A 25,716-nucleotide genomic window follows, 5' to 3' on the forward strand; every position below is an offset into this window, starting at 1 on the left:
GCGGCCCCCGGCGCCCGCGCCGCACTCACCGAGCACGCCCACGCCATGGCGGACGCCGCCGGGACCGGCGACCGCGCGGCCTTCGTCGCCGCGGACGCGGCCTTCCACCGCGCGCTGCTCACCGCCTCGGGCAACGGCATGTTCGCGCAGCTCGCCGAGGTCACGGAGGAGCTGCTGACGGCCCGCCGGGACCTCGCCCTGATGCCGCCCGACATCGACATGGCGGCCGTACACCGCCACCAGGAAGTCGCTAGCGCGGTCGCCGCGGGCCGTCCCACCGACGCCGCCCAAGCCGTCGTACGCATCGTCAACGCGGCCCACAACGAGGTGGAGCGGCTGCTGGAGGGCGGGGGGCCTTGCGCGTACAAGGGATGAGGAGGACCACCCCCTACAGCTGACGCCGCACGCCCGCCTCCTGCTGCGCGTAGGCCAACTGCGCGCGCAGCCCGCCCTCCAGGGACACCCGCGCATGGCCCCGCCGCCCGAGGGGCAGCACGGTGCCGCTGGGCGGTGTCCTCCAGGAGGAGAGCCAGCCCGCCGTAGAGCGCGAACGCCCCGAGAGCGACCCCCAGCCAGGCCGCGGCCGACTCCACCGCGGCGTTGCCGGTCGCGTTGTAGAAACCGACCAATGCGTACCGGGACGCGCCGGCCAGCAGCAGGATCGCGAACAGCGGCTTGCCACTCAACGCCGCCACGCTGAGGACCAGAATGAACGGCGTCAGCGTCAGCAGGAACACCGCCAGCGCCGGACTGAGCTGCCCCGGCGACCCCGATGCCATGACCAGCGCCGTACCGGCCCACGCAAACCCCAGCGTCAGCAGCGCCGTGGCCGCCCCGCCGTCCCGCCGTCCCGCGCCCAGAAGGCCACGATGCCCGCGATCAGCTCCAGCGGAACCCCAACTTTTCCATCGAACGGCGCACGAGCGGGGGCCTCACAGGCGGCCGCCGGGCTGGGGGAGTCAGAAGTACACGATGCGTACGACCGTGACCGTGAGGACGCTTTCGCTTACGTAGTAGCGGATGACGACGCCGGCGACGGTGGCTTCTCGGCGCTCGCGTTCCGTTTTTATTGCCGCGGAGCCGTGGCCGTACGGGTCGTCGGCGAGGCGGTGCATTCCCGCGTCGAAGCGGGTGCGCAGGGCGGTGTCCATGGAGTCGCGGGCTTGGTCGGCAGGGGGTGCGTACTGGAGGCGACGGCGGGTCACGCCACCTCCGGCCGGCTGTCGTCGGCCGGTACGGCACCGATGTCCTCGCCGCGCTCGAGGCGCTCGAAAAGTTCCTGGTCCTCGCGGTCGGCTCCCGTGCCGCCCATGGCCCACCGGGCCAGTCTGGCGGGCAGCTCGCCGGCCGGGACGTGCGGGATCTCCTGGTCGAACGCGCGCGCCTGCTCCTCGTCGAGGACGGCGCGGATACCGGCGATGGTGCCCGGCAGCTCCACGAGCTCTCCGCCGATCACCGTCTTCAACTTCGCCTCCACGGCCGGCCTCCTCGCGCGACCACCTCGCGCCACGGACCACCGTACGCCCATCGGGCCCGGTCGTGTCCTGCGTACCGGGAACACCGTACGGGGAGACCGTGCCCGGTGATCGCGGGGCCGCAGGCAGCCGAAAAGGGCCTAACCGGCGGTGGGCCCGCGGTGCGGGCCCACGACGGTGTGGGAACGGCTGCTGGACCAGGGATGGTCAGCGGCGGTGGTCAGCGTTGCGCTGTGATGCTCTCGGTCCAGTCGGCCATCTGGTCATCGGTGAGGTGACCGGCCAGATCGGCCTCGCTGATCATGCCGACCAGCCTCTTGTTCTCGATCACCGGCAGCCGGCGGATCTGGTGTCCCCGCATCTCCTCCAGCACTTCGCTGATGTCGGCACCCGAATCGATCCAGCGGGGCGTGCCCTTCGCCATCTCGTGCGCGGTGACCTGGGACGGGTCGTGCCCCATGGCCACGCAGCCGACCACGATGTCGCGGTCGGTGAGAATGCCGCACAACCGCTCGTTCGCGTCGCTGATCGGCAGGGCCCCCACATCGAGCTCCCGCATCAGCTGCGCCGCGCGGTCCAGGGTCGCGTCCTCGGGGATCCACTGGGCGCCGGGGTGCATGATGTCTCCGGCGGTGGTCATGAACCGTACCTCCCATGCCGGACGGCCGGCGCGACGCCGGGCGCGCCGCAGGTCCCGGCCCTCCCATTGTGGTCGCCGGTGCGCGCCCTCGCACGTTCGGAGCAACCGGCCCGCGGTTACGGCCGCCGCACCGGCCGGTCGCCGGTCGCGACGTGCCGCGGGGCACCACCGTCGCCGTGACGGTGGTGCCCCGCGGGGGTGTCGCTAGGCGTCGGTACGGCTCAGCCGTTGCCGTTGCCGTTCTCGGAGAGCACCGGGATGTCGTCGATGATGTGCGACAGCGACTCGTCGCCCTTGTTCTGGCTGGAGTTCTTGGTGCACTGCTGGTTCTGCGGGTTCGCCAGGACATTGACGTCCTGAACGGTGATCGGGATGAGGCCGATCAGCGAACCGACGTTGACCTTGGCCGGCAGGCCGACGCACAGGTCGTTGAGCGAGTTCTGGACCAGCCCCGCCTGCGGGCTCTGGTTGCCGTGCGTGGACGAGTTCCCGTACGACGTCGAGGAACCGTTGCCGCTGAGGTTGGTGGCACCGCCGTCGTGACCGACGGCAACGGCACTGCCTGCACTGGCGGCGAGGCCGGCGGTGGCGAAGGTGAGGGCGGCCAGGGTGGCACGGATGCGCATGTCTCTCCTATGGGCAAGCAAACGGCAATGAAGGGAGGTGACGCCCAGTACAGCCCCAGATACGTCCTGTCCTGTCTTATTCACCCGTCCATCGGCGTGTCCGCGTGGATTGTGTGCGTGTGCACCGTGTGGGGGCGTGTAGGTGGCGGCCGTTGTTTGACGGTTTTCTGATGGTGGTCCTGAGGGAGGACTGACATGGCAGCGGCCCGATGTGGGCAGTGGTGACAATGAGTCTCACAGCGTCGTCGGACGACGCTCACGGTGTCGTCCGACGCCGGAGACCGGACCGGCGGGCCCCGCACCCCCGTGCTACCCGGACCCCGTACCACGGTGGACGGCGCGGCCCGCCGGTCGCTGCCGCGCCGAGCGGGAGGAGCGGGACGAGCGTGCCGAGCGGACGCAAGTCCGTGGAGGCGGCGGCCCCCTTCCGGTACTGTGGGCCGCCGCAGCGATCGCTGACGACCGAGGAGGTGAGACCCATTACCGCTGTATCAGGCCGGGTTCTCCCCGCTCGTATCCGCGCGGTCCCCGCGGCGCCACCGGCGTAGCGGGCCGTAGCGAGGGAGCGTGCCCGGCATTCGCCAGGCACATCCGAAAGGCTCCCACGGCTCCTATGTCACTTTTCGCGTCCTCCCTCCTCCCTTCCCTCCGCTCCGCCGCCGTCGCCCGACTCCGGGCCACCGGCTCGGTCTTCGCCGAGGACGAGGCGGACCTGCTCCTCGCCGCGGCCGGCACTCCGGCCGCACTCGACGCCATGGTGGCGCGCCGCGCCGCCGGCCTGCCGCTCGAACTGGTCCTGGGCTGGGCGGAGTTCTGCGGCCTGCGGGTGGCCGTGGCCCCCGGCGTCTTCGTACCCCGCCGCCGTACGGAATTCCTCGCCCGGCAGGCGATCGCGCTCGCCACCGCCGGCCGGACGGCCGCGCGGGGAGCCGAGCCCGCAGCCGCCCCCGAAGCCGTCCGTCCCGTCGTCGTCGACCTGTGCTGCGGTTCCGGCGCGGTCGGCGCCGCGCTGGCCGCGGCCGTGCCGGCGCCCGGTGTCGAGCTGTACGCGGCCGACATCCACCCGGCCGCGGTCCGCTGCGCCCGCCGCAACATCCCCGGCACCGTGGGCGAGGTGAGCGAAGGCGACCTGTACGAAGCGCTTCCGGCAGCCGTGCGCGGCCGCATCGACGTCCTCGTCGCCAACGTCCCGTACGTCCCCACCCACCAGGTCGGCCTGCTGCCGCCGGAGGCCCGCGACCACGAGCCGCTGGTCGCCCTGGACGGCGGCGCCGACGGCCTCGACGTCCTGCGCCGGGTGACGGCCGCGGCGCCCCAGTGGCTTGCGCCGGGCGGCCACCTGCTGGTCGAGACGAGCGAACGTCAGGCGGCGACGGCCACCGAGGTGTTCCGCCGCAGCGGGCTGACGCCGCGCGTGGTCACCTCGGAGGAGGAGTACGCGACGGTCGTCATCGGGAGAGTCGACAGCATCGGCAACGGCATCGGCAGGGGTGGCAGCAGTGGCGCGGTCTTGCCCCGGGAGGCTGATGTGCGGTGAGGATCGGATCATGACGGGAACCCTCCCGGAGAGACCGGCCACCCGCACATCGGAGGGAGACGGACGGCAATGACCACCCACCGTTCCGCCGACACCAGCACGCCCGACACCAGCACACCCGACGGCAACACCGAGTACGGCAGAAAGACGTTCAAGCGGTCGCGGAGTCACTTCGCCGACCGGATCACCGCGGACGGCCGGGACGGCTGGCCCGTCGAGGCCGGCCGCTACCGCCTGGTGGTCAGCCGCGCCTGCCCCTGGGCCAGCCGCGCCCTGGTCTCCCGGCGACTGCTCGGCTTGGAGGACGCGCTGTCCCTGGCCATCGCCGACCCGATCCAGGACGACCGCAGCTGGCGCTTCACCCTGGACCCGGACGGCCGCGACCCGGTCCTCGGCATCCGGTACCTCAGCGAGGCGTACGACGCGCGCGAGACCGGTTACCCCGGCGGGGTCAGCGTGCCCGCGATCGTCGACGTGCCCAGCGGCAAGCTCGTCACCAACGACTTCCAGCGGATCACCCTCGACCTCGCGACCGAATGGACCGCGCTGCACCGCCCCGGCGCGCCCGACCTCTACCCGGAGCCGCTGCGCGCCGAGATCGACGAGGTCATGGACGGCGTCTACCGGGACGTCAACAACGGTGTGTACCGTGCCGGGTTCGCGACCGGGCAGCGCGAGTACGAGGAGGCGTACGAGGACGTGTTCCGGCGCCTGGAATGGCTCTCCCGGCGGCTGGCCGAGCGCCGGTACCTGGTCGGGGACACCCTCACCGAGGCGGACATCCGGCTGTTCACCACGCTGGTGCGGTTCGACGCCGTCTACCACGGCCACTTCAAGTGCAACCGGTACAAGCTGGCCGAGGACCCGGTCCTCTGGGCGTACATGAGGGACCTCTACCAGACGCCCGGGTTCGGCGACACGGTCGACTTCGACCACATCAAACGGCACTACTACCAGGTGCACACCGGCATCAACCCGACCGGCATCGTCCCCAGCGGCCCCGACCTCACCGGCTGGCTGACCCCGCACCACCGCGAGCAGCTGGGCGGCCGCCCCTTCGGCGAGGGCACGCCCCCGGGTCCGGTCCCGGCCGCCGAGGAGGTCCCGCCGGCCGGGCGTCCCTGAAGGCTTCCGTAAAGCGGAATACCGGTGTAGCGTCCTAATCAGGCATTTCGGACATCCGGCGCGAGATGGCCAGCGGCATTCTGACCCTCCCGTCCAGCCCCTCCGGCCGGCGATCCCTCGCCAACTGCCGGGACGGAAATGGCTCGCGTATCGGTGTCGAGCCCGTTGAGCCCAACGCCGCCAAGTATCGGCGCGCAGGCGAAAACAAGGACGCAGGGGCGAAGCCTTCATTCGAAATGCCGAAAGGAATCGGATCATGAAGAGAATCATTGCCACCGTGTTCGCCGCGGCCATGCTCAGCGTCGGCGGTATGGGTGTCGCGTCGGCCGCCGGGCCGTCGTCCGTGCCGAACCCGACACCCGTCACGCACACCTATAAGTGCGGATTCCCGCTGGGCACATTCAAGGTGACCGCCCCGCAATACCTGATCACACAGTACGACGCGAAGTTCGCGGCCTACGGCTGCACCCACACCCCGTAAAGGACAGCTCATGAAATGAGGGCTAGGAGGCCGCTTCGGGGGCGCCTCTCTGTCCGTCATCCGAGGCGACTGTGAGTCGGATGATGCGGAAGAACCCGTTGGCCTTGCCCGGGTGACGGCTCGTCAGTTCCAGTCTGACCCGGCTCGTGCGGACGGTGTCGAACGTGATCCGGGTGGGGGAGTCCGAGGCGTCCGCCCAGGCGATGCGGGCGTGGTCGGCCGGTACGTACTGCTTGCCGTCCCAGTAGCTGACGGCGATCGCCTCGGGCAGTGCGTACGTGTCGTCGTTCGTGGTGAACGACACGTCCAGGGCGGATACCTGGCGGCGGCGTGGCCAGGTGAGCGACACCCAGTCCTTGGGACGCGCCGCGCTGATGGCGGGAAGCAGGGCCGTCGCCGTCATGCGGTAGGCGTTGGACCAGCCCGTGGCCGTGTCGTCGTCGAGCATCGCGGCGGGTACGGTGTCGGGCGCGCCGGAGAAGCTCGCGTCCGCGGTCGCGGTGCGGGACGCGGCCTCGCGGACGCCGGCGGTCGCGGCTGCTGCGGGGGCGGCCGCCCTTGAGACGCCCTGCCCGCTCCCCGTGACGCGGATCCGGGCCGACGCGGAGTGCAGTCCCTCGGCGCGTGCCGTGACCGTGACCGCCGCGGCGCCCTCGGCCGGCCGTACGATCGCGAGGGCCTTGCCATGGAAGGCGGACCGGACGGGCGAGCGGTAGTTCTCGGCGCTCTCCTGTTGGCCGTTGTCGGCGCCGACCAGGTGTCCTCCGGTCACGTGGAACGTGAGGGCGTGGTCGGCGTCCGGTACGAGGACGCCCCGGGAGTCGGTGACCTCGGCGGTGACGAAGACGAGGCCGTCCCCGTTCACTTCCTTCCGGTCCGGCGTCAGCCGCACCGCCGCCGCCTCGCCCGCGGTCCGCAGCGTGTCGCGGGCGACCTCGTGGCCGTTCCGCCGCGCCACCGCCACGAGCTTGCCCGCCTCGAAGGGCACCTGCCAGGTGAGGTGGAGCCGGCCCGCGCTGCCGTTGGGACTGGTGTAACTGCCCGGGTACGGGCCCGAGGTGACGGTCTTGTCGTCGCCGGTGGCCTCGGTCGTCTCCCGGTACGCGAGCCCGTACGTCGTCTTCTTGCGGTCGAAGCGGCGCACCCCCAGCGACCGGCCGTTGAGGAACAGCTCCACGCTGTCGGCGTTGGTGTACGCCCAGACCGTCACGGTGTCCTTGGGGCGGTGACCGGTCCAGTTCATGGGCAGCAGGTGCACCATGGGCGTTTGGCTCCACTGGCTGCGGAAGAGCGAGAACTGGTCCTTGGGGAAACCCGCGGTGTCGACGGCACCGAAGAACGAGCTCTTCACCGGGAAGACGTCGTCGTACGGGGTCGGCTCGCCGATGTAGTCGATGCCGGTCCACACGAACTGGCCGGCGAAGAACTCCCGGTCGCGGTCCTTCTTGAGGGCGTACTCGCCGCTCATCGTCCACGACTCCAGGTTGTTGTCGTAGGAGGAGGAGCCGCGCTTGCCGGGCGTGTAGTTCTCGCCCGTGTTGAGCTGGTCAGGGCTCTCGTACACGCCGCGGGTCGAGGTGCTCGACGAACTCTCGGACTCGAAGAAGAACGTGTCCGGGTACTTGGCGTGCAGGGCGTCGACGGAGGCGGCCGTGTTGTAGTTGACCCCGACGCCGTCGAGCATCCGGAGGATGCGGTCCTGCGGCGAACCGTCCTTCGGCACACCGCGGTACTTGTCCGAGCCGATCACCACGGGCCGGGTCGCGTCGACCGACTTCACCGCCGCGATCAGCCGCTCGGCCATCGCCACCCCGGCTTCAGCGGTGCTGTCCGGGATCTCGTTGCCGATGGACCACATGATCACGGCGGGCGAGTTCTTGGCCGCGTGCACCATCTCCTTGATGTCGGCGTCGCTGTGCTCGTCGAAGAACCGGCCGTAGTCGTACCGGTTCTTCGGCGTGCGCCAGCAGTCGAACGCCTCGACCAGCAGCATGATCCCCAGCTCCGCGCAGAGCGTGACCACCTGGGGCGCCGGCGGATTGTGCGACGTCCGCAAGGCGTTGACGCCCATCTCGCGCATGATCTCCAGCTGCCGCCGGGCCGCGTCGGGATGGAAGGCGGCGCCCAGCGCACCGAGGTCGTGGTGGAGATTGACGCCTTGCAGCTTCATCCGTTCGCCGTTGAGCGAGAAGCCGTGGTCAGGGTCGAAGGTGGTCCAGCGCAGCCCGAAGGGCGTGCTGGTCTCGTCGACGATCCGGCCGTTGACGGTGACGCGGGTGACGACGGTGTAGAGGTAGGGGCGGTGCACCGACCAGAGGGCGGGCTCGTCGATGCGCAGGTCGAGCGTCGTCGTCGTGGAGTCGCCGGTGAGCGTGGCGGGGGAGGACACCGAGGCGACCTGGCGGCCGTCCGCGTCCCGGACCGTCGCCGTCACCTCGGCCCGTACGGACCGTTGCGCCTCGCTCACGGCGGCCACCGCCAGCCGGACGGCGGCGCGGCCGGACTTCACGTGCCGCGCCAGGTCGGGCGTGGTGACCGTGACCCCGTGCCGGACGAGGTGCACGGGATCGGTGACGACGAGGCGTACGTCCCGGTGGATGCCGCTGCCGGAGTACCAGCGGCTGCTCGGCACCTGGTTGCGTGCCCGCACGGACAGGGTGTTGGCCGTCCGGCCGTCGGTGTGCGCGAGGTCGGTGAGGTCCACGGCGAAGCCGGTGTAGCCGTACGGGTGGGCGGCGACCAGCTCCCCGTTGAAGTGCACCTGCGCGTCCATGTACACGCCGTCGAACTCCACGGATATCCGCTTGCCCGCGGTCTCCGCCGGGAGCGTGAAGGTCTTCGTGTACCAGCCGAGGCCGCCGGGGAGGTAACCGCTGCCCGCCGTGGTGCGGTCGTCCTTGACGGGGTCCAGGCCGATGCTCCAGTCGTGCGGTACGTCCACGTCGCGCCAGGCCGGATCGCCGGCCGCGGGCCGGGGCGCCTCCTCGCCCGTGGTGTTGACGAGGGCGAACCGCCAGCCGCGGCAGAGATCGATCTCCCGGCCCGTCCCCGCCCCCTCCGCCGCAGGCTCCGCCCGCCCGGCCGCCCAGGCGGTGGAACCCACCGCCAACTGCGCACCGAGGACTCCACCGAGGGAGGCGCCGGCTCCGCCCAGAACCACGCGTCGTGAGATGGCCATGTGTGCCTTCCGGTAATCCGTGAGGGTGACGAGGCAGCTGAACGCGCTGAGTCTGTCGAGTCCTGTTGATATATGTCAATGAACAAAACAAAACTTCTCAACTAGTGGCAGGGCGAATGCGTCAGTGCGCCAGCAGCCGCTGCCCCGGCCGCGCGCCCGCGCCCCCTGCGCCGTCATCCGCTCCGGTCCGGGCCGTCCGCTCGGAGGATCGTGGCGATTTCGTTCCGGGAGGCGGCGCCCAGCTTGGCGAGGATGTGCTCGACGTGGGAGTCCACCGTGCGCTTGGAGATGACGAGGCGCTCGGCGATCTCGCGGTTGCACAGTCCTTCGCCGAGGAGCCGGGCCACCTCGCGCTCGCGCCGAGTGAGCCCGTCGGCGGAGCGGCACTCGAAGTCGGGTTCCGCGGCGTGTGCGGGCACGCGGGTGAGACGGTCGGCGTCGCCGATGGCAAAGGGGGCGATTTCCTCCAGCGGCTGTGCGGCACCCGCCTGGTGCAGGGAGCCGAACCGTGCCTCGCCGAGCACCTGACGGGCCGCCTCCTCCGCGTGCTGATGCTTCTCCTCCAGTGCGGCGGTGCCGCTGACCCGTTGGCCCACCCGCCGCCACAGCGTGTCCGCGGCGCCGAGCAGCCAGGCGGACCGCTCGAACCGTGCTGTGGCGGCGGCCAGCCAGCCCAGCAACTCCAGGGTGTAGGCCGTGCCGACGGCGTCGCCGAGCTCACACTTCATCGCCAGCGCCGTCCGCGCGGCGGCGCCACCCTCCTGGTGCCTCCCCTGGAAGAAGAGGGCGATGCCGGAGATGAGGTGCATGTAGCTCTGCTGCCAGCGCTCTCCGCTGCCCTCACCGACGCGGCGCAGGCCTTGCGCGCATCGTGCGAGGGCGGCGTCGAACTCTCCGGCCAGTGTGAGCAGGTAGCCCTGCTGCGCGTCGAGCAGGCACAGCCCGATCCGGTCATCGAGCGCACTCAAGAGGGACTCGGCGGCGCGTGCGGATTCGGCCGCCTCCTCGTACCGCCCCAGGAAGGTCATCGCCAGGTTCCGGTAGACGTGGCCGCGGCCGGCCATCAGGGGTTCACCGCAGCGCTCGGCGAGGGCGATGCCCTCGTCGAGGTCGGACACCGCATCGCCCGGATCGCCCTGGAAGGTGGCCAGGTAGCCGCGCACCATCAGGGCCCAGGCCCGCTCCGGGACCGGGTCGGCGAAGCGGTCCAGGACCCTGGTCTGCCAGTAGCGGCCCTCGGCCAGCAGGCCGGCGATCTGCCAGTAGCCCCACAGGTCGCCGGCGAGCCGGGCGGCCCGGACATGCCCGTCAGGGAGGTTCAGGGCGTAATCCAGGGCGGCCCGGATGTCGGCGTGTTCGCCGCGCAGCGCGTGGAACCGCGCTATCTGGTCGTCATCGAACCAGTGGTCGTCGAAGGAGGCCGCCAGGCGGAGATAGCGGGCGATGTGCCGCTCGCGGACGGCGGCCTCCTCGCCCGACCCGGCGAGCCGCTCGCCGCCGAACTCGCGAAGGGTGTCCAAGAGCCGGTAACGAGTACGGCCCGAGGCGTCCTCGCTGCGCAGCACGACGGACTTGTCGATGAGGCCGATCTGGGTCTCCAGCACGTCCTCGCGCGGCAATCGCCCGCCCGCGCACACCTCCTCGGCCGCGGCGACGTCGAAGGTGCCCGCGAAGACCGACAGCCGCGACCAGAGCAGCCGCTCCTGCGCGGTGCACAGGTCATGGCTCCAGCCGATGGCGGTGCGCAGCGTCTGATGGCGCGGCAGGGCCGTCCGGCGCCCGCCGGTGAGCAGCCGGAAGCGGTCCTCCAGGCGGTCGATCAGCTGCTGCAGCGGCACCGCCCGGAGCCGGACCGTGGCCAGCTCGATGGCGAGCGGAATGCCGTCCAGGCGACGACAGAGCTTGATCACGTCCGAGCGGTTGGCGTCGGTGACGGCGAAGCCGGGCACCACGGACGCGGCGCGCTGGGCGAAGAGCGCGACCGCGTCATCGGAGCCCCGCGCCTTGGGCGGCCCCGGATCCGGCTCCGGCACCGGCAGCGGCGGGACCGGCAGGACATGCTCCCCCGGCACGTCCAACGGCTGACGGCTGGTGGCCAGCACCCGCACCCCCGGCGCTTCGCACAGCAGCAGATCGGCCAGCAGGGCGCAGCCGTCGAGCACGTGCTCGCAGGTGTCCAGGACCAGCAGCAGCTCTCGCTCCCGCAGGTGATCCAGTACCACGTCGAGTTGCGGGCGCGTGTCCTGCTCGGGCAGGCCCAGGCAGGCCGCCACGGTGTGCGGGAGCAGTTCGGGGCCGCGCAGCCCGGACAGCTCGGTCAGGCACACCCCGTCCGCGAACCGGCTCACCGCGCCGGCGGCGGCCCGCAGTGCGACCCGGGTCTTGCCCACCCCGCCGGGGCCGACCACCGTGACCAGCCGGGATTCGGCCAGCAGCGTCGCCAGCCGGGCGAGTTCGGCGCGCCGGCCGACGAAGCTGGTCACCTCGGCCGGAAGCGTGCCGGGACGACGATGCAGCACGCCGAGGGACACGGCGGCCCTCCCCTGGGAGCGGTGGTGCTACGTGGTCCGGAGGATACGCGGACCGTGTCGGAGCGCACAGGGAATCCGGGCGAGGCGCCGTTGTCCTCGCCCTCGAACTGCTCACCAGGGCTTCGGGCGCGGGCGCTTACGCGTCGTCGGTGGCGTGTACGCGTACGCCGCCGACGTAGGTCTGCAGGACGCGGGTCGCCGCGATGTCGCCGGTCGGGTCCTCGAAGGGGTCGCGGTCGAGGACGGCGAGGTCGGCCAGGTTGCCGGCGCGCAGGGTGCCGGTGTCGTCGAGGTGGTTCACGTACGCGCTGCCGGCGGTGTACGCCGCAAGGGCCGCGCCGAGGTCGAGGCGCTGCTCGGGGAGGAAGGCGGGGGAGTCGGCGGCGGCCTCGGGCTGGCGGCGGTGAACGGCGGTGTGCAGCGCGGCCATCGGGTCGGGGCTGCTGACGGGCCAGTCGCTGCCGGCGGCGAGCGTGGCGCCGGAGCGGAGCAGGTCGCCGAAGGGGTACTGATGGGCGGTCCGTTCGGCGCCGAGGAACGGAATGGTGAGGTCGTCCATCTGCGGCTCGTGAGAGGCCCACAGCGCCTGGATGTTGGCGGTGGCGCCGAGGCGGCGGAAGCGCGGGACGTCGTCGGGGTGGACGATCTGGAGGTGGGCGAGGTGCGGGCGGTGATCGGTCCAGCCGTTGGCCTGCCGCGCGGCCTCGACCGCGTCGAGCGACTCGCGGACGGCCCGGTCGCCGAGCGCGTGGAAGTGGACCTGGAAGCCGTGCGCGTCCAGTTCCGTGACGTAATGGCGCAGCGCCTCGGGCTCGATGAAGGAGATGCCGCTGTTGTCGGAGGCGCAGCCGCAGGCAGTGAGGTAGGGGTGGAGGAGGGCGGCCGTGTGGTTCTCGGCGATGCCGTCCTGCATGATCTTCACGGTCGTGGCGCGCAGCCGTCCGGCCGTCAACTCCTCCCGACGGGCAAGGAGTTCGGGGAGCTGTTCGGTGCCGCGGGCCCGGTCCCACCACAGTGATCCGGTGACTCGCGCGGTCAGCTGTCCGGCGCGGACGGCGGCCGCGTAGGCGGGGGAGGGGTCGGCCATCCCGGCGTGGTCGCCGAGCAGCGCGTCCTGCCAGGCGGTGATGCCGTACGAGTGGAGGAGTGCCTGGGCGCGCAGCAGCCCTTCGGTGAGGGTGGCGAGGGTCGGCTCCGGGACGGCGGCGGCGACCAGCGTCATGGCGCCTTCCTGGAGCATCCCGGTGGGGTGCCCGTCGGCCTCGCGCTCCAGCCGGCCGTCGGCGGGGTCGGGCGTACGGGCATCGATGCCGGCGCGTTCGAGGGCGCGGGTGTTGGCCCAGCCGCCGTGGTGATCGCGGTTGACGAGGTACACGGGGCGGTCGGGTACGAGCGCGTCGAGGAACTGGCGGGTGGGCGTGCCGCCGGGGAACGCCTCCATCGACCAGCCGCCCCCGGTGATCCACTCCGCCTCGGGGTGGGCGTCGGCGTACGCGCGGATGCGCTCGCGGTACTCCGCCGCGGTGACCGCGCCGGTCAGGTCGCACTGCCCCAGCTCGACGCCGCCGCCCACCGGGTGGACGTGCGCGTCCTGGAAGCCGGGCACGAGCAGCCGGCCGCGCAGGTCGACGACCTCGGTGCGCGGACCGATCAGGTCGTGCACCTCGTCGTGCCCGACGGCGACGATGCGCTCACCGCGCACGGCGAGGGCGGTGGCGCGGCTGCGGGCCGGATCCACGGTGTGGACGGGGCCACCGGTGAAGACGAGGTCGGCGGGGTGATGCGAGGAGGACATGACCGGGCTCCTGAAAAAGAGATAACGAGGGCGGGGGAGTTGTACGTACGTGAGGGGGTCGGCGCGCTCAGCCGCGGGCGGGGCCGGACGGTGCGGTGGCCGGGTCGCCCCCGGCGTCCGCCGGCAGGGTGATCGCCTCCGCGTCCGTGCCGCGTCCCGTGACGAAGTACGGCGAGCGCCGCCCCCACTTGGCGCGTGCCGCGACCACCAGCCCGGACGCCACGATCAGTACGGGAACGAGCAGCATGAACCAGCCGTTGTCCGGTGTCGCCTCGAAGTGGTCGCTCATGGTCGCGTAGTGGACCGCGAGGTAGCCGCCGAGCCCGAAGAGGACCAGTCCGCTGAGCGCGGGGATCACGACGCCGGTCAGCGCGGCGCGGGCCCCGGCGCGCAGGTCGGCGCGGAAGCGCAGCGCGCAGGCCAGGGCGGTCAGGCCGTAGTAGAGAGCGACGATCAGGCCGATCGAGTTGACGGCGGCGAGGATCATCTCGTTGAGCTTGGGGATGCCGAGGGCGAGTACGGCGACGGCCGCGACGATGGCCATGATGACCACCGTACCGACGGCGGGTGTGCCGAAGCGGGGGCTGACCCGCGTCCAGGCGCTGCCGAGGGTGCGGTCGCGGCCCATGGCGAGCGCGGCCCGGGCCGTGGGGATGACGGCGGCCTGCAGGGAGGCGAAGGCGGAGCACATCAGGGCGGCCAGCGGCAGGGACGCCCACGGCTCGGGCGCGAGGTGCGCGCCGAGGAAGGTGAGCGCCTGCGGGCCGTTGCGCACCAGCTCCCCGTTGCCCATCACGCGCTGGAAGGAGACGGCGGCGAAGACGAACAGCGCCAGCATGACGGTGAGCGCGATGAGTCCGCCGCGTGCGGCGTCCCCGGCGCTCTTCGTCTCCTCGTTCACGGTGAACGCCGCGTCCCAGCCCCAGTAGATGAAGACCGCGAGGATCAAACCCTGGACGAGTGAGGTCGTCGAACCCATCTCGAAGGGATTGAGCCAGGAGAAGGAGAAGGGCTGGTCGCCGACGGCCAGGCCCCAGGCGCAGAAGGCGAGCAGTACGGCGTACTCGAAGATCAGCAGCCCGAGTTGGAGGCGGGTGGCGGAGCGGACGCCGGTGACCGCGGTGACGGTCACGGCCACCAGCGCGACCAGCCCGATGACCGTGCTGGTCGCGGTGGAGTTCGGGTCCAGCGGGAGGCCGAAAGCGGAACGTGCGCCCAGCTTGTTGAGGAACTGCAGGATCACCGAGCCGGTGACGGCGCCGGTGTACGCCATGAAGACGACGTTGCCGACCAGCACCACCCAGCCGGTGAGGAAGCCCGGCCAGGGGCCGATGGAGCGGCCCACCCAGGTGTAGCCGTTGCCGCAGTTGGGTTCGGAGCGGTTGAGTCGGGAGTACGCGAGGGCGATGCCGAGGATCGGCAGGAACGCCAGTACCAGCAGGGCGGGCGTCTGGCGGCCCGCGTACACCGCGAGGGTGCCCATCCCGATGCCGATGCTGGTGGTCGCCGCGGTACTGGAGGCGGCGATGGCCACGCCGTCCTTGACGCCGAGCGAACGGCGCATACGGGGGCCCGGCGGAGCGGACGGCACGGCAGGGGGCATGGGGCACGCTCCTGGAGCAGGGAGAGGGGCGCCGTGGCGGACCGGCGTGCGCCGATGAAACCGCCGCCGTCGGTTCTATGTCAATGGTGTTGACGTAAGGTGGTGATTGACTGGCCCGGGCACCGGCGGCCGGGCCGCGCCCCCGGGCGCCACCCGACCGCCCGCAACCGACGACCGAAGGGCCGACCGTGGCACCACCCGACCGCGTCACCGCGGAACGCAGGCGACGACGCCCCACCAAGAGCGGCGTGGTCCTGTCGGCGGAGATGATCCTGGAGGCGGCGCTGGAACTCCTCGACGAGCACGGCGCCGAGGCCCTCACCATCCGCAAGCTCGGCACCGCGCTCGGCGCCGACCCCAGCGCGGTCTACCGCTACTACCGCGGCGCCGAGGACCTGCTGCTCGCGCTGGGCGACCGGCTCATCGGCGAGGCGCTCGACGGCTTCCGGCCGGAGGAGCACGACGACTGGGCGGCGGCGCTGCGGGACTTCGCCCTGCGCGCCTACCGCGCGGCGCTGCGCCACCCGCGCGTCGCCGTACTCAGCTCCTACCGCGTCACCCGCCGCGTCCACGAACAGCGCGCGGTGGAGACGGGCGTCGGCCTGCTGCGCCGGGCCGGCTTCGACGACGCCACCGCCGTGCGCCACTACCACGCCTTCGTCGACACCGTCCTCGGCCACGCGGCGCTGGACGCGGCGGTGCTGCGCCTCCCCGCCGACCAGCGAGCCGGCGACGAACAGGCGTGGAGCGAGGCGTACGCGCAGCTGCCCGCCGACGCCTTCCCGAACCTGCACGCGGTCCGGGACCACCTCCCGACGATGGCCGGCCCGGCCGTCGAGCACACCGTCGACCTGCTGCTCGCGGCCCTGAAGGCGCAGGCTCCGGAGATGCGCGCCTGACGGTGCGTCAGGAACTGGGTGTCCGGGAACTGTGCGTCAGGAACTGGCGTTGAGGGCGGTGCGCAGCGCGGCGTGGGCCGCCTCGTTCGCCTCGGCGGCGGCGGACAGCTGGCCCGGCATCCCGAAGAACCCGTGGAAGACCCCGTCGTAGCGCCGCACGTCCACCGCGACGCCGGCCTCCCGCAGCCGCCGGCCGTACGCCTCGCCCTCGTCGCGCAGCGGGTCGTACTCCGCGGTCAGGATGTGGGCCGGCGGCAGCCCGGACAGGTCGGCCGCGGCGAGCGGCGAGGCGTAGGGGTGCACCTCGCCGTCACCGCCGCTGTCGCCGTCCGCGCCGAGGTACTGCTCCCAGTACCAGCGCAGATGGTCGGCGGTGACGAAGTACCCCTGGGCGTTCTCCTGGTACGAGGGAGTGTCCCGGGCGGGGTCGAGCATCGGGTAGATCAGCAGCTGGAAGAGCGGCATCGGGCCGCCCCGGTCCCGCGCCATCAGCGGGAGCACCGCGGCGAGATTGCCGCCTGCGCTGTCGCCGGCCACCGCGATGCGGGCCGGGTCGCCGCCCTCCTCCGCGGCGTGCGCGGCGGCCCAGCACAGGACCGCGTAGGCGTCCTCGGCGGCGGCGGGGAACCGGTGCTCGGGCGCCCGCCGGTAGTCGACGGAGACGACGAGCGCGCCCGTCGCGTTGGCCAGGTCCCGGCAGATGCCGTCGTGCGAGTCCAGGTCGCAGATCACGAAGCCGCCGCCGTGGCAGAACACCACCACGGGCAGCCCGCCGTCGGTGTCCGCCTCGGGCCAGTACAGGCGCACCGGTACCTCGGGGGCGCCGGCCGGCCCCGGCACTCGCCGGTCCTCGACCCGGGCCACCGGCACCGGGGGCGCCGCGTGGGTCGGCTGCGCCGCGAGGATGATGCGGCGCGCCTCGGCCGCGTCGAGTACCTCGGTGCCCAGCCGCGGGAAGTGCGCCTCGGTCAGCTCGATGATGGTCTTCGCTACGGGGTCCAACGGCATACGCGGGCTCACCTCGTCGTGTCTCCGCCGACCAGAACTATTTCGATTAGGACTATCGGCCGGGAGTACTGATTAGAGGTGGGCCTGATCGGAATGTCAATGCTCGGGGGAGGAGACGGGCGGCTCGGCGGCGCGTACCGTCGCGGCCACCTCGTCCAGGTCCCGCAGCGCCGACTCGGCGAACTCCCGCTCCGCCGCGTAGTACTTCTCCGACCACCGCAGCACCAGCTCCGTGTACGCCCAGGAGGGCTCCTTGGCCGAGCCCTCGGCCGTGGCGCGCGCACGGCGGGTCATCTTCTCCGCGTACGCGCGGTGCTGTTCGAGGATGGCCCGCAGCTCGTCGGGCTCGGTCAGATGGCCGAGCCACAGCCGCAGCATGACGCCGTGCTTGAGGACCGGCGGCTCGACCGGCGCCTCGCTGACCCACCGGGCGGCGGCCTCCTTGCCGCTCGGCGTGATGCTGTACATGCGCTTGCCGCGGACGCCGTCGTCCTGGACGACCGTCCGCGACGTGACGTAACCGTGCTTCTCCAGCCGCTTCAGCTCGCCGTAGACCTGGCTGGCAGACGGGCTCCAGTAGAAGAACTGCAGGCTCGAATCGGCCCATTTCTTCAGGTCGTAGCCGGACAGCTCGGACCCGAAGGAGAGCAGCCCGAGCACCGCCCAGCTGGTGGGCGGCAATTCAGCGGGGTCGAAGGGCGCGGTCGAGTCGGTCACGGGCGTGAGTATAGGACCGCTCGTACGGGTGAGCGGTCGCGGCGTCGGCCGGTCGGAAGAGCGGCCCGGCGTCCGTCGGCCGCGGCGTCAGCCGGTCGGGTCGCCAGCCGGCCGGGGAGGGCGAGGGCGTCAGTCCGTCGTCGGGGAGGGCAGGCCGTCGCGGGCCGTGCGGCGCAGTTCCGTCTTGAGGACCTTGCCGCCGGCGTTGCGCGGCAGTTCCGGTACGAGATGGAAGCGGCGCGGCACCTTGAAGTTGGCGAGCCGTTCCCGGGCCCAGGCGGTGAGCGCGTCCGGCGTCAGCGCGTCGGTCAGCCCGTCGCCGGGCCCGTCGGTGGCCGGCTCCGGGACGATGAAGGCCACGCCCACCTCGCCGAGCCGCTCGTCCGGCGCCCCGACGACGGCGACCTCGGCGATGCCGGGGTGCCCGCCGAGTGCGTGCTCCACCTCCGCCGGATACGCGTTGAAGCCGCCCACCACGTACATGTCCTTGAGCCGGTCGGTGAGGGACAGGTAGCCGCGCTCGTCCAGTACGCCGACGTCACCGGTGTGCAGCCAGCCCTCCTCGTCCACGGCGCGCGCGGTGGCCTCCGGGTCGTCGAGGTAGCCGGCCATGACGTGATAGCCGCGCGTGACCACTTCGCCGGGCCGGCCGGGCGGCAGCTCGCGCCCGCCCGGGCCGACGATCCGCAGCTCGGTGCCGGGGAGCGCGACGCCGACCGTGCGGGCGACCGTCGCGGCGTCCGCGTCGACGGGGCAGATGGCGGCCACCCCGGTCGACTCGCTGAGCCCGTACGCGGTGAAGACGTCCGTCGCGCCGAGCTCCCGGCGGATCTCCTCGATCAGCGCCGTGGGGATCATGGCGGCGCCGGTGCCGGCCAGCCGCAGCGCCGACAGGTCGTACCGCTCGCGCCCGGGGTGGCGGACGATGCCGTGGAAGACGGTCGGCGGCCCGAGCAGCACGCTCACCCGCTCCTCGGCCATCCGACGCAGCATCAGCCCGGTGTCGAAGACCGGCTCGGGCAGCATCGTCACACCGCGCAGCAGACAGCCGAGCACCCCCGCCTTGTACCCCATGGTGTGGAAGAAGGGGTTGACGAGGAGATAGCGGTCGCCGGGGCGCAGCGTGACCACGCGGGACCAGCTCTCGAAGACGCGGATGGTCTGCCCGTGCGTGACCATCACGCCCTTGGGGCGGCCCGTGGTGCCGGAGGTGTAGAGGATGTCGGAGAGGTCGTCGGGGCGTACGGCGGCGGTACGGGCCGCCCGCTCGGCGTCGGACACGGCCGCACCCGCCGCCAGATAGGCGTCCCAGGAGACCGCGCCGTACGAGGTGGCGCCGGGCGCGTCCCCGTACGACGTGCCGCCCGGTGCGTCCCCGGACGAAGCGGCGGCCTCGCGCAGGACCACCGTGCCGCGCAGCAGGCCGAGGTCGGCCCCCGAGCCGTGCAGCATCGCCACGTAGTCCTTGCCGAGGAAACCGCGCTCGGTGAACAGCAGCCGGGCACCGCTGCGCCGGATGATGTCGGCGGCCTCGGCTGCCGTGTAGCGGGTGTTCACCGGTACCAGGACGGCGCCGACCGAGACCGCGCCGAGCGCCGCCGCGATCCACTGCCGGCTGTTCGGCGCCCAGACGGCCACCCGGTCGCCGGGCGCCACGCCGTGCGCGACGGCCGCCCGCGCCGCCGCGTGCACCTCGTCCCGCAGCCGCGCGAAGCTCCACCGCACCTCGCCGTCGGCCAGCGCCTCCGCCTCCCCGAACGCGGCCGCGGCCGAATCCGCCAACTGCGCGACCGTGACGGGTCCGTGCGCGCCCGGCTCGCCGCCCTCGCGGCTGTCCATGCTGATCACGATCACGCCCTCCTGCTCCGCTGCCGTGTCCCGCGGGCCATCACACCGGTCCGCCGTCCGCGGTGGCTACGGCGAAGTCCCGTCCAGTGGGAGAAGCGGCGCCGCGACTCCCTAGACTGCGGTGGTGGCGGAAGACGAAACGAGCGGCACGGAAGCCGGCGGTGCCGGTGGCGGCGGCCGGGGGCCGGGGCTTCCCGCGACCGGCTGGGCGGTGCTCGGGCTGCTCTCCTTCGGTACCGAGCTGTCCGGTTACGACCTGAAGAAATGGGCGGACTGGTCGCTGGGCTTCTTCTACTGGAGCCCGTCGTTCAGCCAGATCTACGGTGAGCTCAAGCGGCTGGAGAAGGCCGGTTACGCCGCCTCGCGGATGGTCACGCCGGAGACCGGCGGGCGGGGCAAGCGCGTGTACCGGATCACCGAGGCGGGCACGGCCGCGGTCCGCGCCTGGGCGCGGGAGGCGCCGGTCGAGCCGCCGGTACTGAAACACGGCGTCATGCTGCGGCTGTGGCTCGGCCACCTGATGGGCCCGGAGCGGATGCGCGACGTGCTCGGCACGCACCAGGAGTACGCCGAGACCATGCGGCGGCGGGCCGCGGCGGACGCCGAGGGCGCCGCCGCCGAGGACGCGTGGGCCTACACGGAGCTCACTCTCAAGTGGGCGGAGCGGTACTACGCGGCGGAGCGCGACCGGGCCGCCGAGATGCTGGCGGAACTGGCGGAGCTGGAAGAACGGCAGGACGGCGGCCGGCCGGCCGGGGGCTAGACGGCGGTTGTCAGCCCCAGGTCCGCCGCCAGTCGCGCCCGGTGCCAGGCCGGCGGGCCGAAGAGCCGGGCCGTGCCGTGCGCGCGCTTGAAGTACCGGTGTGCGTCGTGCTCCCAGGTGATGCCGATCCCGCCGTGCAGCTGGATCATCTCGCCCGCCACCGCCGAGAACGCCTCCGAGCAGACCGACTTGGCGACGGCCGCGGCCCGGCACGCCTCCGCTGTGTCCACCTTCTTCGGCCCGTCGGCCGCCGCCGCGAACGCCGCTCCCAGCGCCGCCGACCGGGCCGACTCCACCAGGACGTACGCGTCCGCCAGCCGGTGCTTGACCGCCTGGAAGGAGCCGATGGGGCGGCCGAACTGGACGCGGTCCTTGGCGTGCGCGACGGTGAGTTCGAGGCACCGCTCGGCCGCGCCGACCTGCTCGGCGGCCAGCGCCGCACAGGCCAGGCTCAGCACCCGCCCCAGCACCCGGCCGCCGTCGCCGTCCGCGCCGATCAGCCGCCCGTCCGCGCTGTCGAGAACCACGCGCGCCAGCGCCCGCGTCTGATCCATCGTCACCGCCGCCTCGCGGCGCACGCCCGTGCCGTCCACCGCCACTTCGAAGAGCGACACCCCGGCTCCGGTATGTGCCGCCACGAGCAGCACCTCGGCCGCCGCCCCGTCCAGTACGTACTCCTTGGTCCCGGTGAGCCGCCACGCCCCGCTCGCTCCCGGGGCGGCCTCGGCCCGGACCGCCGCCGGGTCCCAGGACCCGCCTTCGGCCCACGCCAGTGTGCCGACGGCCCGTCCTTCGGCCAGCCGCGGCAGCAGCGCCTTGCACGCGCCCGCGTCGCCCGATGCCAGCAGCGCCTGCACCGTGAGCACGGCAGAGCCGAGGAACGGTACGGGGCTCAGCGCACGCCCCAACTCCTCCATGACGACGTGTACTTCACGTGCCCCGCAGCCCGCGCCGCCGTACTCCTCGGGCACCGCGAGCCCCGCGACGCCGATCTGCTCCGTCAGCGGCCGCCAGGCCGCCGCGCCCTCGTGCCGCGTGAGCACCGCCCGTACGGCGGACCGCAGTTCCTCCTGCTCCGCCGTCGGCGTCAGCTCCCTCATGCCCCGGCCCCTTCCTTGTGCACGGCGGCCTCCAGTACCCGGGCGCGGCAGGCCGCCGGGGTGCCCCACGCCGACCGCAGCGCGCGGGCCTTGCGTATCCACAGCGAGAGATCCAGCTCGTCGGTGTAACCGAGGGCGCCGTGCAGTTGGAGGGCGGTGCGGGCCGCGGCGTACGCGGCCTCGCAGGCGGCCACCTTCGCCGCCGGCACGTCCGCCGCCGCGTTCACCGGCACGTCCGCCGGTTCGCCCGCCTGATCGCCTGCGGCCAGGCCCAGCGCCGCCGCGTGCACCAGCGGCTGCGCGAACTCCAGGCCGATGAGGGTGTCGGCCAGCCGGTGTTTGACCGCCTGGAAGGAGCCGATGGGCACCCCGAACTGGGTCCGCTGCCGGACGTGGTCCACGGTGTGCGCCAGCAGCGCGCGGCCCAGCCCCAGCGCCTGCGCCGCCGTGGCCAGCGCCGCGACATCGGTGGCGTGCGCGGCGGCCGCGCTCACCCGTGGCTCCCGTGCCAGTACCGTCCCGCCGAGCGGCCGGGCCAGGCGGCGCGCCGGGTCGGCGGAGGGCTGCACGGGGCCGGCCGATTCCGCCAGCCGTACGGTGTCCCCGTCGACGACGAGGACTGCGTCGGCGACCGCTGCGTCCAGCGCGTACGGGCTCCCGCCGGTGTCCACGCAGAAGGACGCGACCGTCTTGCCCGAGGCGATGCCGGGCAGCCATTCCGTGGCCGCTGCCTCATCGCCCAGCCGGTCCAGGAAGGCCGCGGCCGCCACCGTCTCCACCACCGGGCCCGGCATCGCGTGGCGCCCCAACTCCGTGAAAGCAACGATGAGTTCGACCGGCAGCGGGCCCACGCCCTCGTACGCCTCCGGTACGGCGAGGGTGAAGACGCCCAGTTCGGCGAGGCGGGTCCACAGTCGGCGGCCGGGACCGGTGTCCCCGGCCGCCCAGGCCCGGCTCACCGCGGGCGCGTCGGCCGCCGTGAGCAGGGCGTCCAGGGAGCGGGCGAACTCCCGCTGTGTGTCGTCGAGGAGGAACCGCATCACCGGCGTCCTTTCGGCAGACCGAGCAGCCGCTCGGCGATGATGTCGCGCTGGATCTCATTGGTGCCGGCGTAGACGGGCCCGGCCAGCGAGAAGGTGTACCCCTCGGCCCAGGAGCCGTGCGCGGGCGCGTCCTGTGCCGTGTCCGCCAGTTCCCCGTAGGGGCCGAGCAGGTCGAGCGCCGTCTCGTGCAGCGCGATGTCGTACTCGGACCAGAAGACCTTGTTCAGGCTCGACTCGGCGCCCATCGGCTTCCCTGCCACGTTTCCGTACGCGAAGAGCTGGTACGCGCGGGCGCCGATGACCGCGTCGGCCACCCGGTCGCGCAGCGCGGTGTCGGCCGGGTCGGCCCGCTCCCGCCACAGCGCGACCAGCCGGTCGGCGGCGGCGAGGAAGCGGCCGGGGCTGCGCAGCGTCAGCCCGCGCTCGTTGCCCGCCGTGCTCATCGCCACCCGCCAGCCCTGCCCCGGCTCTCCGATCACGTCCGCGTCCGGCACGAACACCTCGTCGAGGAAGATCTCGGCGAAGGCGGGCTTGCCGTCGAGCCGCCCGATGGGCCGTACGGTCACCCCGTCCGCGTCCAGCGGGAACATCACGTACGTCAGTCCCCGGTGCGGCTTGCCCTCGGCGGCGCCGGACGGGTCGCTGCGGAAGAGCCCGAAGGCCCGGTCGGCGAAGGCGGCCCGGGAGGACCAGGTCTTCTGGCCGCTGAGCAGCCATCCTCCCCCACTCTCGGCTCCGCTCGAGCGGGAGGTACCCCCACCCGTCCGCACCGCCGTCGAGCGCAGCGACGCCAGGTCGGAGCCCGCTTCCGGCTCGGACCACGCCTGGGCCCAGATGGTCCGGCCGCTCGCCATGTCCGGCAGCACGCGCGCCAGTTGCTCGGGTGTGCCGTGCTCGAACAGGGTCGGGGCGAGCAGGTTGATGCCGTTCTGGCTGACCCGGCCGGGCGCCCCGGCCGCGTAGTACTCCTCCTCGAAGAGCAGCCAGCGGAGCAGGGACGCGCCGCGGCCGCCGTACTCCTCGGGCCAGGAGACCACCGACCAGCGCCCGGCGGCCAGTTGGTGCTCCCATTCCCGGTGGGCCGCGAACCCGTCCGCCGTCTCCAGGGAGGGCAGCGGCTCGCGGGGCACATGCGCGGCGAGCCAGGCGCGGGCCTCGGCCCGGAACGCATCGTCGGCGGGGGAGAGGTCCAGGTCCATCAGGAGGACGCCTCCTTCATGCCCCGGACGTCCATGCCGCCGAGCGAGTCCTGTGCGGTCTCGGCGTTGTGCGCGTGGGCGAGGTGGTGCAGGCCGAAGACGGAGTCCAGGCCGGTGTGCAGGCCCTGCAGGTCCTCGGCCTGGTTCACGGCGCGCTTGGTGAGGGCGAGCCCCAGCCGCGGCATCTCGGCGACGCGGTACGCCAACTCCATTGTTTTATCAGCCAGTTCCGTGTGTGGTACGACGCGGTTGATCATGCCGATCTCGTGCGCGCGCCGCGCCGTCATCCGGTCACCGGTGTAGAGGAACTCCTTGGCGATCCGGGGCGGCATGACCCAGGGGTGGGCGAAGTACTCGACGCCGGGGATGCCCATGCGGACGACGGGGTCGGCGAAGAAGGCGTCCTCGGAGGCCACGATCAGGTCGCAGATCCAGGCGAGCATCAGGCCGCCCGCCACGCAGGCGCCCTGCACGCTCGCGATCACCGGCTTGGGCAGCTCGCGCCACCGGCGGCACATCCCGAGGTACACCTCGGACTCGCGGGCGAAGCGGCTCTCCGCGCCCGCCTTGTCGCTGTGGTCCCACCACAGGCCGGCCTTGCGGTCGAACGGCAGATGGGCGTCGCGCTCCGGGGTGCCGATGTCGTGCCCGGCGGAGAAGTGCTTGCCCGCTCCGGCGAGTACGACGACTTTCACGGCGTCGTCCTCGGCGGCGCGGTAGAACGCCCGGTCCAGTGCGTAGGTCATCGCCGAGTTCTGGGCGTTGCGGTAGTCGGGCCGGTTCATGGTGACGGTCGCGACCGGTCCCTGCCGCGCGTAGCGCACGGGCTCGTCGTCGTGGGCGGCGGACATGTGCCCCTCCTCCTCCGGGAAACCAGCTTCCCTAACAAGTGTTTGGTAGGTTAACGTACGGCCATGAGCAGCGTCGAGGAGTTCCGCACCGAGGCCCGCGCCTGGCTGCGGGCCCACCTCACCGGAGAGTTCGCGGGGCTGCGGGGCCGCGGCGGGCCCGGCAGGGAGCACGAGGTGTTCGCCGAACGGCTCGCCTGGGAACGGCACATGGCGGAAGCCGGCTGGACGTGCGTCGGCTGGCCGGAGGAGTACGGCGGCCGGGGCGCGACCCTCGCCCAGCAGGTCGCCTTCCACGAGGAGTACGCCCTCGCCGAAGCGCCGGCCCGCGTCGGCCACATCGGCGAGCAGCTGCTCGGCCCCACCCTCATCGCCTTCGGCACGCCCGCGCAGCGGGAGCGTTTCCTGCCGAAGATCGTCTCGGTCGAGGAGCTGTGGTGCCAGGGGTACAGCGAGCCGGACGCCGGCTCCGACCTGGCCAACGTACGGACCAGGGCCGAGCGGGACGGCGGGGACTGGGTGATCACCGGGCAGAAGATCTGGACCTCGCTCGCGCACGAGTCCGACTGGTGCTTCGTCGTCGCCCGCACCGAGCCCGGCTCCACCCGGCACAGCGGACTCTCCTACCTGCTGGTGCCGTTGGACCAGCCCGGCGTCGAGGTCCGGCCGATCACCCAGCTCACCGGTACCTCGGAGTTCAACGAGGTGTTCTTCGACGGGGCGCGCACGGACGCCGCGAACATCGTCGGCGCTCCGGGGGACGGCTGGCGCGTCGCCATGGCCACCCTCGGGTTCGAGCGCGGCGTCTCCACCCTCGGCCAGCAGGTCGGCTTCCGCCGCGAGCTGACAGCCGTCATCGAACTGGCCAAGGCCAACGGCGCCGCCGCCGACCCACTGATCCGCGACCGGATCGCCCGCGCCTGGACCGGACTTGAGACCATCCGCTGCAACGCCCTGCGGATGCTCGACGGCGTCGCGGCCGGCGCGCCCGGCCCCGAGGCGTCCATCGGGAAGATCTTCTGGGCCACCTGGCACCGAGAGCTGGGCGAACTCGCCATGGACGTGTGCGGCGCCGACGGCATGCTGGCCGCCGGCGAGCCGTACGACCTCACCGACTGGCAGCGGCTCTTCCTCTTCTCCCGCTCCGACACCCTCTACGCCGGCTCCAACGAGATCCAGCGCAACGTCATCGCCGAGCGCGTGCTCGGCCTGCCCAAGGAGGCCCGCGCGTGACCCCGCCGCCGTACGTACCCGGGCACTCCCTGCTCGCCGGCCGCACCGCCGTCGTCACCGCCGCGGC

General features: G+C 72.6%; 22 protein-coding genes. 7 read left to right on the forward strand and 15 right to left on the reverse strand.

Going from position 1 to position 25,716, the window contains the following annotated elements; genetic code table 11:
• Positions 1-375 (forward strand): FCD domain-containing protein (locus ABT381_RS25735; protein ID WP_351598776.1); only part of this gene is annotated, 375 nt, incomplete at its 5' end.
• 584 nt (positions 376-959) lie between these two features.
• Here the strand turns inward: ABT381_RS25735 and ABT381_RS25740 are convergent.
• From ABT381_RS25740 to ABT381_RS25755, 4 genes are all read right to left on the reverse strand, one after another.
• On the reverse strand, positions 960-1,151 hold the full coding sequence (locus tag ABT381_RS25740; protein ID WP_351598812.1) for a hypothetical protein: 192 nt from the start codon (positions 1,149-1,151) through the stop codon (positions 960-962).
• Positions 1,152-1,201: 50 nt separating this feature from the next.
• On the reverse strand, positions 1,202-1,477 hold the full coding sequence (locus ABT381_RS25745) for a hypothetical protein (RefSeq protein WP_351598778.1): 276 nt from the start codon (positions 1,475-1,477) through the stop codon (positions 1,202-1,204).
• 218 nt (positions 1,478-1,695) lie between these two features.
• Positions 1,696-2,115, reverse strand: coding sequence for a CBS domain-containing protein (locus tag ABT381_RS25750; RefSeq protein ID WP_351598780.1), 420 nt, complete (start codon positions 2,113-2,115; stop codon positions 1,696-1,698).
• A gap of 221 nt (positions 2,116-2,336) precedes the next feature.
• Positions 2,337-2,741 carry a rodlin gene (locus ABT381_RS25755; RefSeq protein WP_351598782.1) on the reverse strand — a complete coding sequence of 135 codons (405 nt, stop codon included), beginning with the start codon at positions 2,739-2,741 and terminating at the stop codon, positions 2,337-2,339.
• Positions 2,742-3,354: 613 nt separating this feature from the next.
• Here ABT381_RS25755 and ABT381_RS25760 point away from each other — a divergent pair.
• From ABT381_RS25760 to ABT381_RS25770, 3 genes are all read left to right on the forward strand, one after another.
• On the forward strand, positions 3,355-4,278 hold the full coding sequence (locus tag ABT381_RS25760; RefSeq protein WP_351598784.1) for a putative protein N(5)-glutamine methyltransferase: 924 nt from the start codon (positions 3,355-3,357) through the stop codon (positions 4,276-4,278).
• Positions 4,279-4,347: 69 nt separating this feature from the next.
• Positions 4,348-5,403, forward strand: coding sequence for a glutathione S-transferase family protein (locus tag ABT381_RS25765; RefSeq protein WP_351598786.1), 1,056 nt, complete (start codon positions 4,348-4,350; stop codon positions 5,401-5,403).
• Positions 5,404-5,659: 256 nt separating this feature from the next.
• Entirely contained in the window at positions 5,660-5,884 is a 225-nt protein-coding gene (locus ABT381_RS25770; RefSeq protein WP_351598788.1) for a hypothetical protein, read from the forward strand.
• 22 nt (positions 5,885-5,906) lie between these two features.
• Here the strand turns inward: ABT381_RS25770 and ABT381_RS25775 are convergent, their stop codons facing one another.
• The 4 genes from ABT381_RS25775 to ABT381_RS25790 all read right to left on the reverse strand — a co-directional run bounded on the left by ABT381_RS25775 (position 5,907) and on the right by ABT381_RS25790 (position 14,991).
• A complete protein-coding gene (locus ABT381_RS25775; protein ID WP_351598790.1) occupies positions 5,907-9,062 on the reverse strand; it encodes a glycoside hydrolase family 2 TIM barrel-domain containing protein in 3,156 nt (1,051 codons plus the stop codon).
• 173 nt (positions 9,063-9,235) lie between these two features.
• Complete coding sequence (locus ABT381_RS25780; protein WP_351598792.1) at positions 9,236-11,593, reverse strand: LuxR C-terminal-related transcriptional regulator; 2,358 nt, start codon at positions 11,591-11,593, stop codon at positions 9,236-9,238.
• 136 nt (positions 11,594-11,729) lie between these two features.
• Positions 11,730-13,388 (reverse strand): amidohydrolase, encoded by a 1,659-nt coding sequence (locus tag ABT381_RS25785; RefSeq protein ID WP_351598794.1) that lies wholly within the window; start codon positions 13,386-13,388, stop codon positions 11,730-11,732.
• A 67-nt stretch (positions 13,389-13,455) separates the two neighbouring features.
• On the reverse strand, positions 13,456-14,991 hold the full coding sequence (locus ABT381_RS25790; protein WP_351598796.1) for an APC family permease: 1,536 nt from the start codon (positions 14,989-14,991) through the stop codon (positions 13,456-13,458).
• Positions 14,992-15,179: 188 nt separating this feature from the next.
• Between ABT381_RS25790 and ABT381_RS25795 the strand changes: the two genes are divergently transcribed.
• Positions 15,180-15,890 carry a TetR/AcrR family transcriptional regulator gene (locus tag ABT381_RS25795; protein WP_351598798.1) on the forward strand — a complete coding sequence of 237 codons (711 nt, stop codon included), beginning with the start codon at positions 15,180-15,182 and terminating at the stop codon, positions 15,888-15,890.
• Positions 15,891-15,926: 36 nt separating this feature from the next.
• Here ABT381_RS25795 and lipP1 read toward each other — a convergent pair whose 3' ends face one another.
• The 3 genes from lipP1 to ABT381_RS25810 all read right to left on the reverse strand — a co-directional run bounded on the left by lipP1 (position 15,927) and on the right by ABT381_RS25810 (position 19,454).
• Positions 15,927-16,898: a LipP1 family hormone-sensitive lipase gene (lipP1, locus tag ABT381_RS25800; RefSeq protein WP_351598800.1), complete on the reverse strand. Its 972-nt coding sequence runs from the start codon at positions 16,896-16,898 to the stop codon at positions 15,927-15,929.
• A 96-nt stretch (positions 16,899-16,994) separates the two neighbouring features.
• Positions 16,995-17,615 carry a PadR family transcriptional regulator gene (locus tag ABT381_RS25805; RefSeq protein ID WP_351598802.1) on the reverse strand — a complete coding sequence of 207 codons (621 nt, stop codon included), beginning with the start codon at positions 17,613-17,615 and terminating at the stop codon, positions 16,995-16,997.
• A gap of 129 nt (positions 17,616-17,744) precedes the next feature.
• A complete protein-coding gene (locus ABT381_RS25810; RefSeq protein ID WP_351598814.1) occupies positions 17,745-19,454 on the reverse strand; it encodes a FadD3 family acyl-CoA ligase in 1,710 nt (569 codons plus the stop codon).
• Between the two features lie 133 nt (positions 19,455-19,587).
• Here ABT381_RS25810 and ABT381_RS25815 point away from each other — a divergent pair, with 133 nt between their 5' ends.
• Complete coding sequence (locus ABT381_RS25815) at positions 19,588-20,226, forward strand: PadR family transcriptional regulator (RefSeq protein WP_467754796.1); 639 nt, start codon at positions 19,588-19,590, stop codon at positions 20,224-20,226.
• Here the strand turns inward: ABT381_RS25815 and ABT381_RS25820 are convergent.
• Genes ABT381_RS25820 through ABT381_RS25835 form a run of 4 tightly spaced genes read right to left on the reverse strand, consistent with a single transcriptional unit; the run spans position 20,223 to position 24,419 of the window.
• Positions 20,223-21,317, reverse strand: a complete 1,095-nt coding sequence (locus ABT381_RS25820; RefSeq protein ID WP_351598818.1) for an acyl-CoA dehydrogenase family protein — start codon at positions 21,315-21,317, stop codon at positions 20,223-20,225. The two genes, ABT381_RS25815 and ABT381_RS25820, sit on opposite strands and share 4 nt — an antisense overlap.
• Positions 21,318-21,322: 5 nt before the next feature.
• Positions 21,323-22,366 carry an acyl-CoA dehydrogenase family protein gene (locus ABT381_RS25825; protein WP_351598804.1) on the reverse strand — a complete coding sequence of 348 codons (1,044 nt, stop codon included), beginning with the start codon at positions 22,364-22,366 and terminating at the stop codon, positions 21,323-21,325.
• Positions 22,366-23,568, reverse strand: a complete 1,203-nt coding sequence (locus tag ABT381_RS25830; protein ID WP_351598806.1) for an acyl-CoA dehydrogenase family protein — start codon at positions 23,566-23,568, stop codon at positions 22,366-22,368. The genes ABT381_RS25825 and ABT381_RS25830 overlap by 1 nt, the downstream gene beginning before the upstream one ends.
• Positions 23,568-24,419, reverse strand: coding sequence for an enoyl-CoA hydratase (locus tag ABT381_RS25835; protein ID WP_351598808.1), 852 nt, complete (start codon positions 24,417-24,419; stop codon positions 23,568-23,570). The genes ABT381_RS25830 and ABT381_RS25835 overlap by 1 nt, the downstream gene beginning before the upstream one ends.
• Positions 24,420-24,482: 63 nt before the next feature.
• Here ABT381_RS25835 and ABT381_RS25840 point away from each other — a divergent pair, with 63 nt between their 5' ends.
• Positions 24,483-25,649, forward strand: a complete 1,167-nt coding sequence (locus ABT381_RS25840; protein WP_351598810.1) for an acyl-CoA dehydrogenase family protein — start codon at positions 24,483-24,485, stop codon at positions 25,647-25,649.
• Positions 25,650-25,716 lie beyond the last annotated feature (67 nt).

The organism is Streptomyces sp. NPDC000151 (genome assembly GCF_040301705.1).
Taxonomy (GTDB): Bacteria; Actinomycetota; Actinomycetes; order Streptomycetales; family Streptomycetaceae; genus Streptomyces.